Below are 14,681 nucleotides of genomic sequence, written 5' to 3'. Positions count from 1 at the left end.
CTTTCAGGATATAGAACCGGAGTATTGATGAAATTTTCGATTTCCCGAGAGGCGCTGCTACGTCCGCTGACTCTGGTCGCTGGTGTAGTTGAGCGTCGCCAAACGCTACCTGTACTGTCTAATGTGCTGATTCAAGTAGAGGGTGACCAAGTGTCGCTCACTGGCACTGATTTAGAAGTTGAGCTTGTTGGCCGCACTGTGGCCAGCCAAGTCGATGAGGCGGGATCTGCCACAGTCCCTGCGCGTAAGCTGATGGATATTTGTAAATCGCTGCCCGATCAGTCTGATATTCAACTTGCCGTTGAAGAGGGGCGCGCAGTACTCCGCAGTGGTCGTTCACGTTTTACCCTATCGACGCTCCCTGTTGCTGAGTTTCCCAATATCGAAGATGCGGATGGCAGCCAGGAGATTAGCGTACCCCGCGGTACGCTAAAGCATTTGATTGAAGCCACCTCGTTTGCCATGGCACAGCAGGATGTGCGTTATTACCTCAACGGTATGCTGCTGGAAATTCAAAGCAACCTGTTACGCACCGTAGCAACGGATGGCCACCGTTTGGCGATGTGTTCACGTCCAATCGAAGTCACCGTCAGCCAATCTCAAAAGCTGATTGTGCCGCGTAAGGGTATTTTAGAACTGTCGCGCTTGTTGGACGATAGCGATGAGCCTGTCAGCCTAACGCTCGGTTCTAGCCATGTGCGTGCCCATACAGGTGATTTTACCTTCACCTCAAAGCTTATCGACGGTAAATTCCCTGACTATGAGCGTGTAGTGCCGCGCAATGGCGACAAAGTATTGATCGCCGAACGCGCAGCACTTCGCCAAGTGCTTTCACGTACAGCTATCCTTTCTAATGAGAAGTACCGTGGTGTACGCCTTTATCTTGAGGAGAATAACCTCAAAGTAATGGCCAACAACCCGGAGCAGGAAGAAGCCGAGGAGAATATCGCCGTCGAGTATAATGGCGGGGCGATGGAGGTTGGTTTTAATGTTGGCTACTTGGTTGATGTGCTGACAGTGCTTAATGAAGATCGCGTGCAGATTACCTTGGCTGACCCGAATAGTAGTGCGTTGCTTGAAGAGCCCGGTGGCGGTGATGCACTCTATGTCGTTATGCCGATGCGCCTGTAATTTTTTGGTGCTTAGTATTATATTTTCAGGCCACGTTAGCGGCGCTTCTGGTAACAGAGCGCCGCTAACACGTTTGAATACTGCCTTTTTCCGAGGATGTTTTAAGTGGTGATAATAGGATGAGCCTGACACTGCTTAATTTCCATGCGTTGCGTAATCTCCAGCCAGTTGAGATTCGCCCCTCTTCGCGTATCAATGTTATTAGTGGTGCTAATGGCAGTGGAAAAACCAGCCTGTTAGAAGGGGTGCATATTTTGGGTATGGGGCGCTCTTTCAGAACGCGTCAATTAAAGAACGCGATCCAAAAAGATGAGCCGTATATGACGCTTTACGGGCGTTTAAGCGGTGAGCCTGAGGTTACCCTGGGCGTGCGCCGTTTACGTGCCCAGAGAGAGCTAGAGCTACGTTTAAAGGGGGATAAAAATGCTCGTCTGGCGGAGTTGGTAGAGGCGATGCCGCTACAGTTAATTAACCCAGATGCTTTCCGATTGCTTGAGGGCTCTCCTGCTGGTCGTCGTGAGTTTCTCGACTGGGGGGTGTTTCACGTGAAACATGATTTTTTAGTCATCTGGAAGCGCTCCCGGCGTGCGTTGAAACATCGGAATGCACTGCTCAGGCGTGGTAGAATACAACCTCAAGAAATGGCGGTGTGGGAGCAAGAGCTAGCCACGTGGGGCGAACAGATGGATACATTGCGTCGCGCTTGGTTTAGTGACTTTCTGCCTGTCTTTGAAGAGACGCTTAAAGTGTTACTCCCTTTGCCGGGTTTGTCGCTCCATTACGCCAGAGGTTGGGATAAAGATCGATCGCTTGCGTCGGTGTTAAACGACAGTCGGCTAACCGATCAGCAGATGGGTTTTACTCAACAAGGCCCACAGCGTGCTGACTTACGTATTAGGATAAACAAGCAGCCTGCGGTAGAAGTACTTTCCAGAGGCCAGCAAAAATTAGTGGTGAGCGCTTTAAAACTCGCCCAAGGCCGGTTTCTGGAAAGAACAGCACAGCGGCACTGTATTTACCTTATCGATGATTTGCCAGCGGAACTAGACGAGCATAATCGTCATCAGTTTTGTGGATTACTCGAAGATATGCAGTGCCAAGCATTTATTACCAGTGTCGAACCTTCCGCGTTGAGAAATACATGGCGGCCTGAGACCGAAGTTAAGATGTTTCACGTGAAACATACCGAGCAGGGTCTCAGCCATTTAGAGCCAACCTGCTAGCGCTGATTAGTTAGAACGGTGTCAGGTTTAGCCGGTTAAATTGGCGTAGAAGGGGTGACAATACGGGATGAGACAGACTTCACGACGGAGTGGTCAATGAGCGAGCAGGCTTACGATTCATCAAGCATTAAGGTGCTCAAGGGACTGGACGCGGTACGTAAGCGACCAGGAATGTATATTGGTGACACCGACGACGGTACTGGGCTGCACCACATGGTCTTCGAATTGGTGGATAACTCCATCGACGAGGCGTTGGCAGGGCATTGCAGCGAAATTCGCGTTGTCATTCACCCGGATGAGTCGGTCACCGTTAGCGATAACGGCCGTGGCGTTCCCACCGAGCTTCATGAAGGGGAGGGGGTTTCCGCTGCTGAAGTTATCATGACGGTTCTGCACGCAGGCGGTAAATTCGACGATAACTCCTACAAGGTTTCCGGTGGGTTGCACGGCGTCGGTGTTTCCGTTGTCAATGCGCTTTCCGCGGAACTGCGCTTAACGATTTGGCGACAGGGGGAAGTGTTTGAGCAGATGTATCGCCACGGTGTTCCCCAGGCGCCATTGGGCGTTGTGGGTAAAACCGAAAAAAGCGGTACCCGTGTTCATTTCCGTCCTTCTCCAGAAACCTTTGGTAATATCGAATTCCATTTTGATATTTTAGCCAAGCGACTGCGGGAACTCTCCTTTTTGAATTCCGGCGTGGCTATTCGGCTGCTGGATGAGCGCAGCGGTAAAGAGGAACTGTTCCACTACGAAGGCGGTTTGCGCGCCTTTGTTGATCACCTGAATACCAATAAGAGTGTGATTAATCCGGTATTCCACTTTAACGCTGTGCGTGAAGATGGCGTTGAAGTAGAGGTGGCGATGCAGTGGAGCGAAGCCTTCACCGAAAATATTTTCTGCTACACCAATAATATTCCGCAGCGAGATGGTGGCGCGCACTTGGCTGGTTTTCGTGCCGGTCTTACCCGCACGCTCAATAACTATATTGAAGCTGAAAACCTGCTCAAAAAGGCCAAGGTCAATACCACCGGTGATGACGCCCGTGAAGGCTTGACCGCAATTATTTCGGTCAAAGTGCCGGATCCCAAGTTTTCGTCTCAAACCAAGGATAAGCTGGTCTCCAGCGAAGTGAAGACCGCGGTTGAGCAGGAGATGAGCCGTCTGTTTTCCGAGTATCTTGTTGAAAAGCCTAACGAAGCCAAGGCGATCGTTAATAAGATGCTGGATGCAGCGCGTGCTCGTGAGGCCGCTCGTAAAGCGCGGGATATGACCCGCCGCAAAGGCGCGTTGGATATTGCTGGTTTGCCAGGTAAGTTAGCGGATTGCCAAGAGAAAGACCCAAGCCAGTCAGAGTTATACCTGGTGGAGGGTGACTCAGCAGGTGGCAGTGCCAAGCAGGGGCGTGACCGTCGTACTCAGGCTATTCTTCCGCTTAAGGGTAAAATCCTGAACGTTGAGAAAGCGCGTTTCGATAAAATGCTCTCCTCTGCAGAAGTGGGCACGCTGATCACTGCGCTTGGTTGCGGTATCGGCCGGGAAGAGTTTAACCCCGATAAGCTGCGCTACCACTCGGTCATTATAATGACCGATGCCGATGTCGACGGCTCGCACATTCGCACGCTGCTGTTGACGTTCTTCTTCCGTCAAATGCCGGAACTAATAGAGCGTGGTCATATCTTCATCGCTCAGCCGCCGCTATATAAAATCAAGCGCGGTAAGCAAGAACTCTATCTGAAAGATGAGCAGGCGATGGTGGATTACTTAACCACCACAGCCTTAGATGGCGCAGGCCTGCATGTAAACGCCAACGCACCCGGTATTTCAGGTTCACAGCTTGAAGCGCTGGTGAATCAGTACCGCAACGTAATGAAGCGGATTGATCGTTTGTCGCGGGTTTATCCCAATGAAGTGCTTAAGCAAATCATTCATGCCTCTGCGCTCAAAGGCGAGGAGAGTTTGAAAGACCGTGTGACCATGGAGAATTGGATAGCCGAGCTGCAGAAGATCATGGACGATATGGTGGCTTATGAAGGCGGGCCGCGCTATCACTTCCATCTTCAAGAAGATTCAGAGCGCGGGCTGTTCTTACCTACGGTATCGCTGGTTGCTCACGGGGTCACGACTGAATATATGTGGGGTCTCGATTTCTTTGAAAGCGCAGACTACCGTGGCATTGCTGAACTGGGCGAAACCCTGGATGGCTTCCTGGAAGAGGGCGCTTTTATTGCCCGTGGCGAGCGTCAGAAGCCGGTATCTCACTTCTCGGAAGTGCTGGCGTGGCTAATGCAGGAAGGCCAGCGGGGTCTGTCCGTACAGCGCTATAAGGGTCTGGGTGAAATGAACCCGGATCAGCTTTGGGACACCACTATGGATCCCGATAGCCGCCGTATGCTGCGGGTAACGATCGAAGACGCCGTGGGTGCCGACATGATGTTCAACACCCTGATGGGTGACGACGTTGAGCCCCGCCGTGACTTTATTGAAACCAATGCGCTGGTGGCGAATCTAGATGTGTAAGATGGATTGCGTTCGTTAAGCTGTTTCACGTGAAACATTGCCTTAACGAGCCTAACCTCGACATTACTTAATGTCACTACGAAAGCGCCGCTATGGAATCCATAGCGGCGCTTTTTAATGCTTGATAGTTAGGAAGAGTTGTGGGGGAGAGTTGTCTTTCAGCCGAAGCTTCTCATATAAGAAGAGCGATAAGACTCTCCACTTTATACCGGTTATCTATTCATTAACCACTCAACAAATTGCGCTAAATCATCGAAGATCTCAGCCTTTTCAAGACCGGTGCCTTTTTGTTCAGTTTTAAGCCCTTTTCCGGTTCTTACCAGCGCCGTTTTGCAACCTATGGCTTCGCCCGCCTGTAGGTCCCGCAGGCTATCACCAACCATCCAACTCCCTGTTAAATCTTCTAGCCCTAGTACCTGCTGGATCTGTAGCAGCATCCCAGGCAGCGGTTTACGGCATTGGCACTTGTCATCTGGACCATGCGGGCAGAAAGCAATATGGGCGATACGCCCGCCTTCAGCCTCAACCAGCGCATTTAAGTGATTGTGCATGGCATGGAGCGTTTCTTCACTATAATAACCGCGGGCAATACCCGACTGATTAGTCGCTACAGCAACGCTGTATCCCGCACGGGTAAGGTTGGCAATGGCGGTGATTGAAGTGGGGTAGGGCACCCACTCATCAAGGGATTTAATGTAGTTATCGGAATCATGGTTGATAACGCCATCACGATCCAAAATAACCAGCTTTGCAGCTTTTAGCATAGCAACCCTATATCCTGAAATAACGTCAGACTATATTAGCTGACCAGAGATGAATGTTTCACGTGAAACGCGTCTTTCCGTGGATCGTAAAAAAGCCCAGCAGCTAAGGCTGTTGGGCTTGAATGGGAGTAAAAACGGGATAGCTACTGAGGAAGCAGTGAAATATCTGCCACTTCCAAAAACAGCGCTTGAAGGCTAGCTAGTAACGCTAGTCGATTACGCTGAATAGACGGATCGTCCGCCATCACCATTACTTGCTCAAAGAAGGCATCCACTGGATCGCGTAATGTGGCAAGTGCGTCGAGCGCTTGCTGATAGTCACCCGCAGCAAATAGCGGTGCAACCTGCGCCTGACTMCCCGTTACAGCATCGTACAGCGCTCGCTCGGCATCTTCCTGGAGCAAGTTTTGATCGACATGGGTGCTGCCATCATGGGCTTGTTTGCTCAAAATGTTTGAGACCCGCTTATTAGCTGCCGCTAACGCTGCGGCTTCATCACGCTGGGCAAAGGCCTTAACCGCGCGCAGGCGGCGAGCGAAGTCGAGCGGGTTAGTCACCGGGCGTGCACGCACGGCAAGGTACATTTCAGCGCTGATGCCCTCTTCCTGGCCCCAGGCGCGGAAGCGATCAAGCATATAGGTCAGCACATCCTCAACTAGCCCATCGGCTTTAGGGAGGCCTTGGTGTTGTTCTGCGGCAACGGTGAGTAGCTCACGCAGGTCAAGATTGAGCTCACCTTTAACCAAAATATTAAGCACGCCAATAGAGGCGCGACGTAGAGCGAAAGGATCTTTTGCACCGGTAGGGCGCTGGCCAATCCCGAAGATACCTACCAGGGTATCCAAGCGGTCAGCCAGGGCCAACGCCTTGCCTGTACTGCTGTGGGGAATCGCATCGGTCGCAAAGCGCGGCAGGTACTGCTCTTCAAGCGCCTGGGCAACCTCCGCTGGCTCGCCATCCTGCTGGGCGTAGTAGCGGCCCATAATGCCCTGAAGTTCAGGGAATTCGAGCACCATCTCCGTTACGAGGTCACATTTGGCAAGCGCCACGGCGCGCTGGGCGTGAGCCACGTCTCCATTGATGCGCTCGGCAATAAAGGTCGCAATAGCGGTACTGCGGCGAGCTTTATCCGCCAGGGTGCCCAACTGCTGTTGGAAAACAACGCTCTCTAACTGGGGGATGCGTGAAGCCAGCGTGCGCTTACGGTCGGTGTCGTAGAAAAACGCTGCATCGGCCAAGCGTGGGCGAATGACTTTTTCGTTACCGGCAATGACTTGATCAGGGTCAGCGCTGTCGATATTGGCAATGGTGATAAACAGTGGTTTCAGCTTGCCAGCGTCATCCAGCAGGTGAAAGTATTTCTGGTTAGCCTTCATTGAGGAGATCAAGCACTCGGCGGGCACTTCCAGAAAGCGCTCATCGAAGCTACCGGTCAGTGCTACCGGCCATTCAACCAAGCCGCTCACTTCTACCAGAAGGTCTTCGTCGATAACCGCATTAGCCTCCTGCACTTCAGCCTCTGCTAACACCTGTTCACGGATACGCTCACGCCGTTGCTCCCGATCCACTAACACATAGGCATTTTCCAGCGTAGCCACATACTCATCGGCGTGGGCCAGCTGGATAGCATCAGGCGCGTGGAAACGGTGGCCGTAGGTGGTGCAGCTCGCCTCTAGGCCAAGCGCCTCAGCGGCAACGACGTCGCTACCGTAAAGCGCCACCAGCCAGTGCACCGGGCGTGAAAACTCAACACGGGAAGCGCCCCAGCGCATGTTTTTGGGGACGGGGAGGGTAGCGATGGTTTTGCGGATAATCTCGGGCAGCAGTGCTTGAATAGTTTCACCCTGCTGCTGTTCACGAAAACCTAGCCAAGTGCCTTTATCGGTTTCTAAATGAATCAGCTCGTCTACGCTCACCCCGCAAGAACGGGCAAAGCCCTCCGCTGCTTTAGTGGCTACGCCGTCTTTAAAGGCAGCCGCTAACGCCGGGCCACGGCGCTCCACGTCACGGTCGGGCTGTTTATCGGCCAGTTCTCGCACTTGTACCGCTAAACGCCGTGGGGTCGCAAAAGCGCTAACGCTGGCAAAGGGCACGTCGGCTTCTTGCAGGCCTTTTGCGATGCCTGCGGCAAACGCATCAGAAAGCGCGKCCAGGGCCGTGGGCGGTAACTCTTCAGCACCCAGTTCTAGTAAAAGCGTATTAACAGCCATTAGTCGTCTCCCTGATCGGCGAGTAGCTCTTGTAACAGTTCTCGGCGAAGTGTTTCTGGCGCCATGGGGAAACCTTCGGCCTTACGAGACTCAAAGTATGCAGTGGCGACGTCTCGCGCCATTGTGCGAACGCGTAAAATAAAACGCTGACGCTCGGTGACCGAAATAGCGTGACGGGCGTCTAACAAGTTGAACGTGTGCGATGCCTTCAGGACTTGTTCGTAAGCTGGTAGCGGTAGGCTGGCGGCGAGTAGTTTGCCGCACTCTTGTTCCTGGTGATCAAAGTTAGCAAACAGCTGGTCGACATCAGCGTGCTCAAAATTGTAGGCGGACTGTTCGCGCTCGTTTTGCAGGTAGACATCGCCGTAGGTAACTTTGCTGCCATCGGGGGCAATGGCCCAGACGAGGTCGTAAACGCTATCGACGTCCTGCAGGTACATGGCGATACGCTCAAGCCCATAGGTCAGTTCGCCGGTGACCGGGTAGCATTCTATGCCCCCGGCTTGCTGAAAGTAGGTAAACTGGGTGACTTCCATGCCGTTTAACCAAATTTCCCAGCCCAGGCCCCAGGCGCCCAGGGTAGGGGATTCCCAGTTATCTTCGACAAAGCGTACATCGTGAATCAGCGGATCAAGGCCAAGCCGCTTAAGCGAGCCCAGATAGAGATCCTGCAGATTGCTTGGCGATGGCTTCATCACTACCTGAAATTGATAGTAGTGCTGAAGGCGATTAGGGTTCTCGCCATAGCGGCCGTCAGTAGGACGGCGGGAAGGCTGTACATAGGCAGCATTCCAGGTTTCGGGGCCAATCGCCCGCAGGAAAGTAGCGGGGTGGAAAGTGCCCGCGCCGACTTCCATATCGAGCGGCTGAAGGATGACACAGCCCTGTTCTGCCCAGTACTGCTGCAGAGCAAGGATCAAGCCTTGAAAGGTCGACACATCGGGTGTCGATTGGTTTGTCGAGACACTCATCGCGGAAAGCACCGTTGGCCATGAATTCATAAGGCGTCAAGTATACAATCCTAGGCAGATGGGTTATRGGCAAGTATGCCAACAAGCCGCTTTAGGTAAGGAGAACAGCATGATTGTGGTAACAGGCGGTGCCGGTTTTATCGGGGCCAACATAGTTAAAGCATTGAACGCCCGCGGTCGAAACGATGTGATGGTGGTCGACGATCTTCGCGATGGCACCAAATTTATCAATTTAGCCGATTGCACACTGGCGGATTATCTCGATAAAGATGATTTCCTCACCAGGGTAAAAGTTGCGCTAAAAGGCGAAAGCGTTGACCTGCCCAAGATAGATGCGATTTTCCACGAGGGCGCCTGTTCGGATACCACCGAGTGGGATGGTCACTACATGATGGAAAATAACTTTGAGTACTCCAAAGTGCTGCTTAATTACTGCGAGCAGCAGGGCATCCCCTTCTTATACGCCTCGTCAGCCGCTACCTATGGCGGCAGCGAGGTGTTTAAAGAGGTGCCCGAGTGTGAAAAACCGCTTAACGTATACGGCTACTCAAAGCTGCTGTTTGATCAGCACGTGCGCTCGCGCTGGAGCGAGTTAACCACCCAGGTGGTGGGGTTTCGTTACTTTAATGTCTACGGCCCCCGTGAACAGCATAAGGGCAAAATGGCCAGCGTGGCCTATCACAATCATCTGCAAATTCGTAATGGCGAAACGCTCAAGCTGTTTGGCGGTTATGACGGCTACGAGGCAGGCATGCAGAGTCGCGACTTTGTTTATGTGGGCGATGTAATCGATGTGAACCTATGGTTTTTAGATCATCCTGACAAGTCAGGTATCTTCAATCTTGGCACCGGTCGTGCTGAGCCTTTTAAAGCGATTGGCGAGGCGGTTATCGACTTTTACGGTAAAGGTGAGATCGACTACATTGCCTTCCCCGAAGAACTGAAAGGTCGCTATCAGAGCTATACCCGTGCTGATATTGGCCAGCTACGCGAGAGTGGCTGCGATGTTGAGTTTAAAACCGTTGCTCAAGGGGTGAAGGCCTACCTGGAGTGGCTAAATGGCTAACTCAGCTCGGCGTCTGCTGGTGATTGGTCCTTCCTGGGKGGGTGATATGGTAATGGCACAAAGCCTGTTTATGACCTTAAAAGCCCGCCAGCCAGACGCAACGATTGGCGTGGTTGCGCCCCAGTGGTCACAGCCTATTTTAGAGCGTATGCCTGAAGTCGATGAAGTGCTGCCGCTGGCAGTGGGCCACGGCGAATTTGGCTTGGCCAGTCGCCGCGAACTGGCCAACCGTTTGCGTGGCCGTTTTGACCGAGCCATTGTCTTGCCACGCTCTTGGAAGGCAGCGCTGGTGCCCTTTATGGCGCGCATTCCTGAACGCATAGGCTTTTTAGGCGAACACCGCTATGGGCTTCTCAAGGAGCGCCGCAAACTCGATAAACAGGTGCTGGATCAAACGGTAAAGCGCTTTGTATCGCTCGGCCTGCCTCTGGAAGAAGCGGCTAGCGGCGCCTTTGCGCTGCCCAAACCGAGACTGCAGATTGACCGTGATAACTTGGTCAATTTGCGGCTAACTCACTCGCTTTCTTCGCGCACGGCGATTGGTATGATGCCGGGCGCTGAATACGGTCCCGCCAAGCAGTGGCCGGTCAGCTACTTTCACAGCTTAGCCAAACGGCTGGTGGAAGAGGGTTTTGAAGTACGCGTACTCGGTGGGGCAAAGGATCATCCGGCGGGAGAGGAGATCACTCAGGGACTTTCCCATGCCCATAACCTGTGCGGTAAAACGCAGTTGGCCGATGCGGTTGATCTGCTGGCAGATTGTCGCCAGGTAGTCACCAATGACTCGGGATTAATGCATGTGGCCGCAGCGGTGGGCGTTCGTATCCACGCGCTATACGGCTCCTCATCACCCGCCTACACGCCGCCCCTGACCGATAACGCGGTCATCCACTACCTGGCACTCTCCTGCTCTCCCTGTTTTCAGCGTACCTGCCCGTTAGGGCATACCAATTGCCTTAATCAGCTCAGCGTTGAGCAAGTTTATCAACAGATTCACGCGGCTCATCAGTGGGAGAGCGTCATCGTTAATGGGTGAGCTCAACTTCGTCTGCCTCGTCAGCAGGCGTCTCTAGGGTTTGCTCTTGAGGGGGTTGTTGAGAAGGCTCATCGGGATCATCGCGCCGCTGAGGGGAGATGCCCTCCCAAAGGCGGTGTTGAAGCGCCGTTTCTTCCCGCAAGCGCTCATTAAGCACTTCAATGCCATGCGCCTCTACCAGCGTGCGATTACTGCTGAACAGCGAAGTACCCAGTCCGGCGCGGTCACGCTCTAAAGGAAAGCCCAGCGCATCTAATAATGTGGGGAAAACATCCAGCATGGTAGCGTCGCGGCGAATACGCTGGGGCTCAATACCGTTACCCAGCATAATCAGCGTGTTGTCGCGGTCTAATGCGGTCAATTGATCCCACACTGAAACCCGCATCGTCAGATGATCGCTGAGTATGACCACTAAGGTATTGTCGAGCAGGCCCTCTGTCCTTAAACGCTCAATCAAATCTCGGGCAAGCCATGTCGCACACTCCACCGAGTATAGAATATCCTGCCCATCGAATTCACCCTGCCGTTCCACGCAAGACTGAGAGGGATAGCCATTGGGCGCATGGCCTGCCAAGTTCAGACTAACCACGCCCCAGGGGCCATTATCCCGTTTATCTAGACGCCTGATTTCATCAGCGGTGATGTCGTATAAGGTGTCGTCATACAGTCCCCAGCTATTCACATACTCAGGATCCTCTAGCAGGGGCTCTAACTCTTCACGTCCTTTCACCGTATTGAATTGGTGGCCGCGGTAGAACAGCCCTTTACCTGCGAACTGCGAGCTAGCACCGCCTAAATAGCTCAGTTGGTAGCCCTGTTCAGCCAGGATGTCACCAAGGCAGTCGACACCAGGAACGACCTTAGACAGGGGATCAAACTGGCTGTCGTGAAGGAGGCCTGCGGGCATTAACGGTACACCGCACTGGCTGGCGATCATGCCGGCCATGGTCCAGCCCGTGTTATCCATTTGGCGCACGCCTTCAAAGACGGCACCTTGTTCACCCAATGCATCGAGGTCGGCGTAGGCATCGCCAAATAGCTCGTTGGCGTAGGTGCGTTCAATGCTTTCCAAATACAGGATGAGTAAGTTAGGGGCGTTCCTTAGCTCCTCAGCGGGGGGCGGCTTGTAGCGACGGTCCAGCCAGGCGCCGTCATCGGTGACTATCGAGGCGCTGCGTTGGCCTAGGCCATAAAGCAGCGGGTTGCTAGCCAGTAACAAAATAGCGAAAAAACGCTCGGCTAACCGCCAGCGTTGGTCGTGGCGTGATAGCCATGTCACGGCAGCCAGCACGCCGATCATTATCAGCGTATAGAGCACCGCGATAAGCATTTTGCCTGCGCCACCATGTTCGGCCATGCCTGCCTGGAGGTGAAAAAAAACCGCCCCTAGATCGACAATGCCAAAGCTATCTGCCAGATAAACGTAAACGCCCCACAGACTTAATGGTAGCAGCGACCAGGGCCACATTTTGCGATAACGAGCGTTGGCAGGCCGACCCCAGCGTAGCTTAAGCCCCACACCAATCCATGCCGTCGCTACAAAAAATAGCGTCCACCATGGCAGGCGGGTCATTACCGTGACGGTATAACCCAGGCAGAGGCCGATGAGCATCAATGCAATGGTGGCCAGCCTAGCGGTATCCAATGCAGTGAAAAAGCGATAACGTATGATGATATTTACCTAATATAAATAGTGAAAAAGGGTGCACTACAGAAAAATTGATTGCTTTGATGATAACGGCTACTCGGGGGGAAGTTGATAGGTGCGCTCGAAATATTTCTGCATAACCAAAAGACCAATCATACGCTCTTGATCGGTATTCATAAATTGAGCAAAGTAGCGGTTCGCATTAGCGATAATTTTTTTTGCCGCAGCGGGGTTTTCCCGGTAATAGGTGACTTTCTCCTCAAGGTCTGAATAATCATCCTTGAGCTGTACATAGTGGTAGTCGGGTAACAACGTGCCTTCCATAAACCATGTTTCAAAGCGCGGTTGTCGCATAAAACAGACTGAATTAGAGGCCATTATCCATTTGAGGTTTGTGGCAACATCTTTGCCTTCAATACTGAGCACGAATTTATATTTCAGTTGCTCCAGTACCGACATAAAATGGCGATGCCAGGGCTGTCCATGCGCATTTTTGTGAATATCGCCCACGTTGCATAGCGGGTGATCATAAAAGTCTCGAATGAATTGACGCCGATGCTCTTGATGACAAGAACCACGCCATACCACTAGGTCAAGCTTGTCATCATAGCGGTGAGGATCTTTCACCGTGTAGTAGTGGCGAACTTGGTTCAGCTTAAGTAAAATTGAGTTTTGGTTGCGGTCATTAATGGGCCGGCTTTTCACTAGGGTAGGCGCGTCCGGCACGGTGGTTACATCACCAAACCGATGGCAGAAGCGTAGTTCAGGCGGAAAATAGCGCAACACGCTGAGTAAGTCTAAGTAATAGGTGCCACTTTTTTCGCGCTTGAAACTAGATAAACTTATAGCCTCTTCAGGCAGTTCAACGTTTTTCTCCAGTTGATTACAGTAGTTAACTCGGAGAAGTAGCTGCTGCTGTTCCGCTTTTGACAATCGTTCTAGTGATCGAAGTAAATTTAATCTTTGCCGTTGCAGAAGCGTACTGGGAATCAGGCGGTGAACGGTATGTTGCGCATAAAAGCCTAGCTTATGGAGGTTCTTATGCGCTTTTGCAGTAGCCGCAAGCATAATCGTTAACTCACTATTGTTTGATAGAGGTGCCAGTACGCTGCAGTCATTGACTGAGGGCTATAATGATCTAAACGCTCAGTGGCTCCTTGGGCCAAGTGTTGCCGAAGAACGGCGTCCTGCCTTAATCGCATAATGCTGTTAGCCAGCGCATCGGCATCGCCGGACGGGATCAGTAATCCCGTCTGCTCATGCTTGACGATATCGGGGATGCCGCCAACCTTGGTAGCAATGACAGGAACGCCTAGCTGCATGACATCCAGCAATACGGAGCCCAAGCCTTCATTGCGTGAAGGAAATGCAAACACATCTAGGCCCGCCAGATAGTCGGCAATATTGCTTTTAAACCCCAGCCAGGAGACATTGGTAAGTGACGAGGATTCTGCTTTTAGCGTTTCTGCATCTTCGCCATCGCCTAGAAAAATAAACTGTATATCAGGTGCTTGATGCTCAAGCTTCTGCGCAGCCTGTAACAGCAATCGCTGACCTTTATGACGGTCTACCACGGCGCCTGCATGGCCCACCAAAAATTTGTTGGCAAAGTCATTGCGAAAATTTTTGATCGCCTCAGGCGAGGGCGTTAAGCGCGCATAGGCACTGGGTATCAAGGTAACGTCGCCACACTGATTGTCTTCCAGAAGACGCTTTATGACGTGGGAAAGGGCTACTCTGGCGGATGCATGAGAGTAACACTGCTGGTTGAACCACTTACGTTTGACGGGCGAATCGACACGGCGCGTAATTAAATAGGGCGTGCCTTTTAAACGATAGTGTAAGTAAGCCCAATGAACGCCTTTTGCATCGTGGGCATGTACCAAATGAGTATTACCCTGCTGTGTCTTACCGAACGATGTCTCGCCGAGATGAAAATGTCCGGCTAACTGATGATTGGCTGACTGAAATTTGAGACTCGCTACACCTTGCAGATGTTGTCGCATGGGGGAGTCATTACGGCAAATCAGTGTTTGTGTAATCTCGTTTGATGTCTGCTCTGCTAATGTTTTAATTAATAACTCAGTTTGGCGTTCGCCACCGCGAAAACCACGT

At 52.3% G+C, this 14,681-nt stretch carries 11 protein-coding genes; 5 read left to right on the top strand and 6 right to left on the bottom strand.

The annotated features are described in order from the left end of the window. The first annotated feature begins 27 nt into the window (after positions 1 to 27). The 3 genes from dnaN to gyrB all read left to right on the top strand — a co-directional run bounded on the left by dnaN (position 28) and on the right by gyrB (position 4,871). A complete protein-coding gene (gene dnaN / locus HALO_RS22630; RefSeq protein ID WP_035582420.1) occupies positions 28 to 1,131 on the top strand; it encodes a DNA polymerase III subunit beta in 1,104 nt (367 codons plus the stop codon). Between the two features lie 119 nt (positions 1,132 to 1,250). Beyond that, entirely contained in the window at positions 1,251 to 2,354 is a 1,104-nt protein-coding gene (gene recF / locus HALO_RS22625; protein ID WP_035582423.1) for a DNA replication/repair protein RecF, read from the top strand. A 96-nt stretch (positions 2,355 to 2,450) separates the two neighbouring features. Further along, a complete protein-coding gene (gene gyrB / locus HALO_RS22620; RefSeq protein ID WP_035582426.1) occupies positions 2,451 to 4,871 on the top strand; it encodes a DNA topoisomerase (ATP-hydrolyzing) subunit B in 2,421 nt (806 codons plus the stop codon). A 212-nt stretch (positions 4,872 to 5,083) separates the two neighbouring features. Here gyrB and gmhB read toward each other — a convergent pair whose 3' ends face one another. The 3 genes from gmhB to glyQ all read right to left on the bottom strand — a co-directional run bounded on the left by gmhB (position 5,084) and on the right by glyQ (position 8,816). Further along, positions 5,084 to 5,635, bottom strand: coding sequence for a D-glycero-beta-D-manno-heptose 1,7-bisphosphate 7-phosphatase (gene gmhB, locus HALO_RS22615; RefSeq protein ID WP_035582428.1), 552 nt, complete (start codon positions 5,633 to 5,635; stop codon positions 5,084 to 5,086). 143 nt (positions 5,636 to 5,778) lie between these two features. Then, positions 5,779 to 7,845: a glycine--tRNA ligase subunit beta gene (gene glyS / locus HALO_RS22610; RefSeq protein ID WP_050714071.1), complete on the bottom strand. Its 2,067-nt coding sequence runs from the start codon at positions 7,843 to 7,845 to the stop codon at positions 5,779 to 5,781. Further along, positions 7,845 to 8,816, bottom strand: coding sequence for a glycine--tRNA ligase subunit alpha (gene glyQ / locus HALO_RS22605; protein ID WP_050714070.1), 972 nt, complete (start codon positions 8,814 to 8,816; stop codon positions 7,845 to 7,847). The genes glyS and glyQ overlap by 1 nt, the downstream gene beginning before the upstream one ends. 109 nt (positions 8,817 to 8,925) lie before the next feature. On the opposite strand from glyQ, the gene rfaD reads away from it, so the two are divergent. Then, on the top strand, positions 8,926 to 9,882 hold the full coding sequence (gene rfaD / locus HALO_RS22600; protein ID WP_050714069.1) for an ADP-glyceromanno-heptose 6-epimerase: 957 nt from the start codon (positions 8,926 to 8,928) through the stop codon (positions 9,880 to 9,882). Then, positions 9,875 to 10,918, top strand: a complete 1,044-nt coding sequence (gene waaF / locus HALO_RS22595) for a lipopolysaccharide heptosyltransferase II (protein ID WP_050714068.1) — start codon at positions 9,875 to 9,877, stop codon at positions 10,916 to 10,918. The genes rfaD and waaF overlap by 8 nt, the downstream gene beginning before the upstream one ends. Here waaF and HALO_RS22590 read toward each other — a convergent pair. From HALO_RS22590 to HALO_RS22580, 3 genes are all read right to left on the bottom strand, one after another. Continuing rightward, positions 10,908 to 12,530, bottom strand: coding sequence for a sulfatase-like hydrolase/transferase (locus HALO_RS22590; RefSeq protein WP_050714233.1), 1,623 nt, complete (start codon positions 12,528 to 12,530; stop codon positions 10,908 to 10,910). The genes waaF and HALO_RS22590 overlap by 11 nt on opposite strands. Before the next feature lie 129 nt (positions 12,531 to 12,659). Then, positions 12,660 to 13,634 (bottom strand): glycosyl transferase family 90, encoded by a 975-nt coding sequence (locus tag HALO_RS22585; protein WP_035582440.1) that lies wholly within the window; start codon positions 13,632 to 13,634, stop codon positions 12,660 to 12,662. A gap of 5 nt (positions 13,635 to 13,639) precedes the next feature. Beyond that, positions 13,640 to 14,572, bottom strand: coding sequence for a glycosyltransferase family 4 protein (locus HALO_RS22580; RefSeq protein WP_231896773.1), 933 nt, complete (start codon positions 14,570 to 14,572; stop codon positions 13,640 to 13,642). Positions 14,573 to 14,681 lie beyond the last annotated feature (109 nt).

The sequence above is a fragment of the Halomonas sp. R57-5 genome, from assembly GCF_900070345.1.
Lineage (GTDB): Bacteria > Pseudomonadota > Gammaproteobacteria > Pseudomonadales > Halomonadaceae > Vreelandella > Vreelandella ventosae_B.
This window is presented reverse-complemented; position numbering and strand designations above follow the sequence as displayed.

Excerpts from the sequence above, each read along its gene's own strand:
- HALO_RS22585 (WP_035582440.1), bottom strand. The coding sequence starts at position 13,634 with ATGCTTGCGGCTACTGCAAAAGCGCATAAGAACCTCCATAAGCTAGGC.
- recF (WP_035582423.1), top strand. The coding sequence starts at position 1,251 with ATGAGCCTGACACTGCTTAATTTCCATGCGTTGCGTAATCTCCAGCCA.
- glyQ (WP_050714070.1), bottom strand. The coding sequence starts at position 8,816 with ATGAGTGTCTCGACAAACCAATCGACACCCGATGTGTCGACCTTTCAA.
- rfaD (WP_050714069.1), top strand. The coding sequence starts at position 8,926 with ATGATTGTGGTAACAGGCGGTGCCGGTTTTATCGGGGCCAACATAGTT.
- gyrB (WP_035582426.1), top strand. The coding sequence starts at position 2,451 with ATGAGCGAGCAGGCTTACGATTCATCAAGCATTAAGGTGCTCAAGGGA.
- HALO_RS22590 (WP_050714233.1), bottom strand. The coding sequence starts at position 12,530 with ATGCTCATCGGCCTCTGCCTGGGTTATACCGTCACGGTAATGACCCGC.
- dnaN (WP_035582420.1), top strand. The coding sequence starts at position 28 with ATGAAATTTTCGATTTCCCGAGAGGCGCTGCTACGTCCGCTGACTCTG.
- gmhB (WP_035582428.1), bottom strand. The coding sequence starts at position 5,635 with ATGCTAAAAGCTGCAAAGCTGGTTATTTTGGATCGTGATGGCGTTATC.
- HALO_RS22580 (WP_231896773.1), bottom strand. The coding sequence starts at position 14,572 with ATGCGACAACATCTGCAAGGTGTAGCGAGTCTCAAATTTCAGTCAGCC.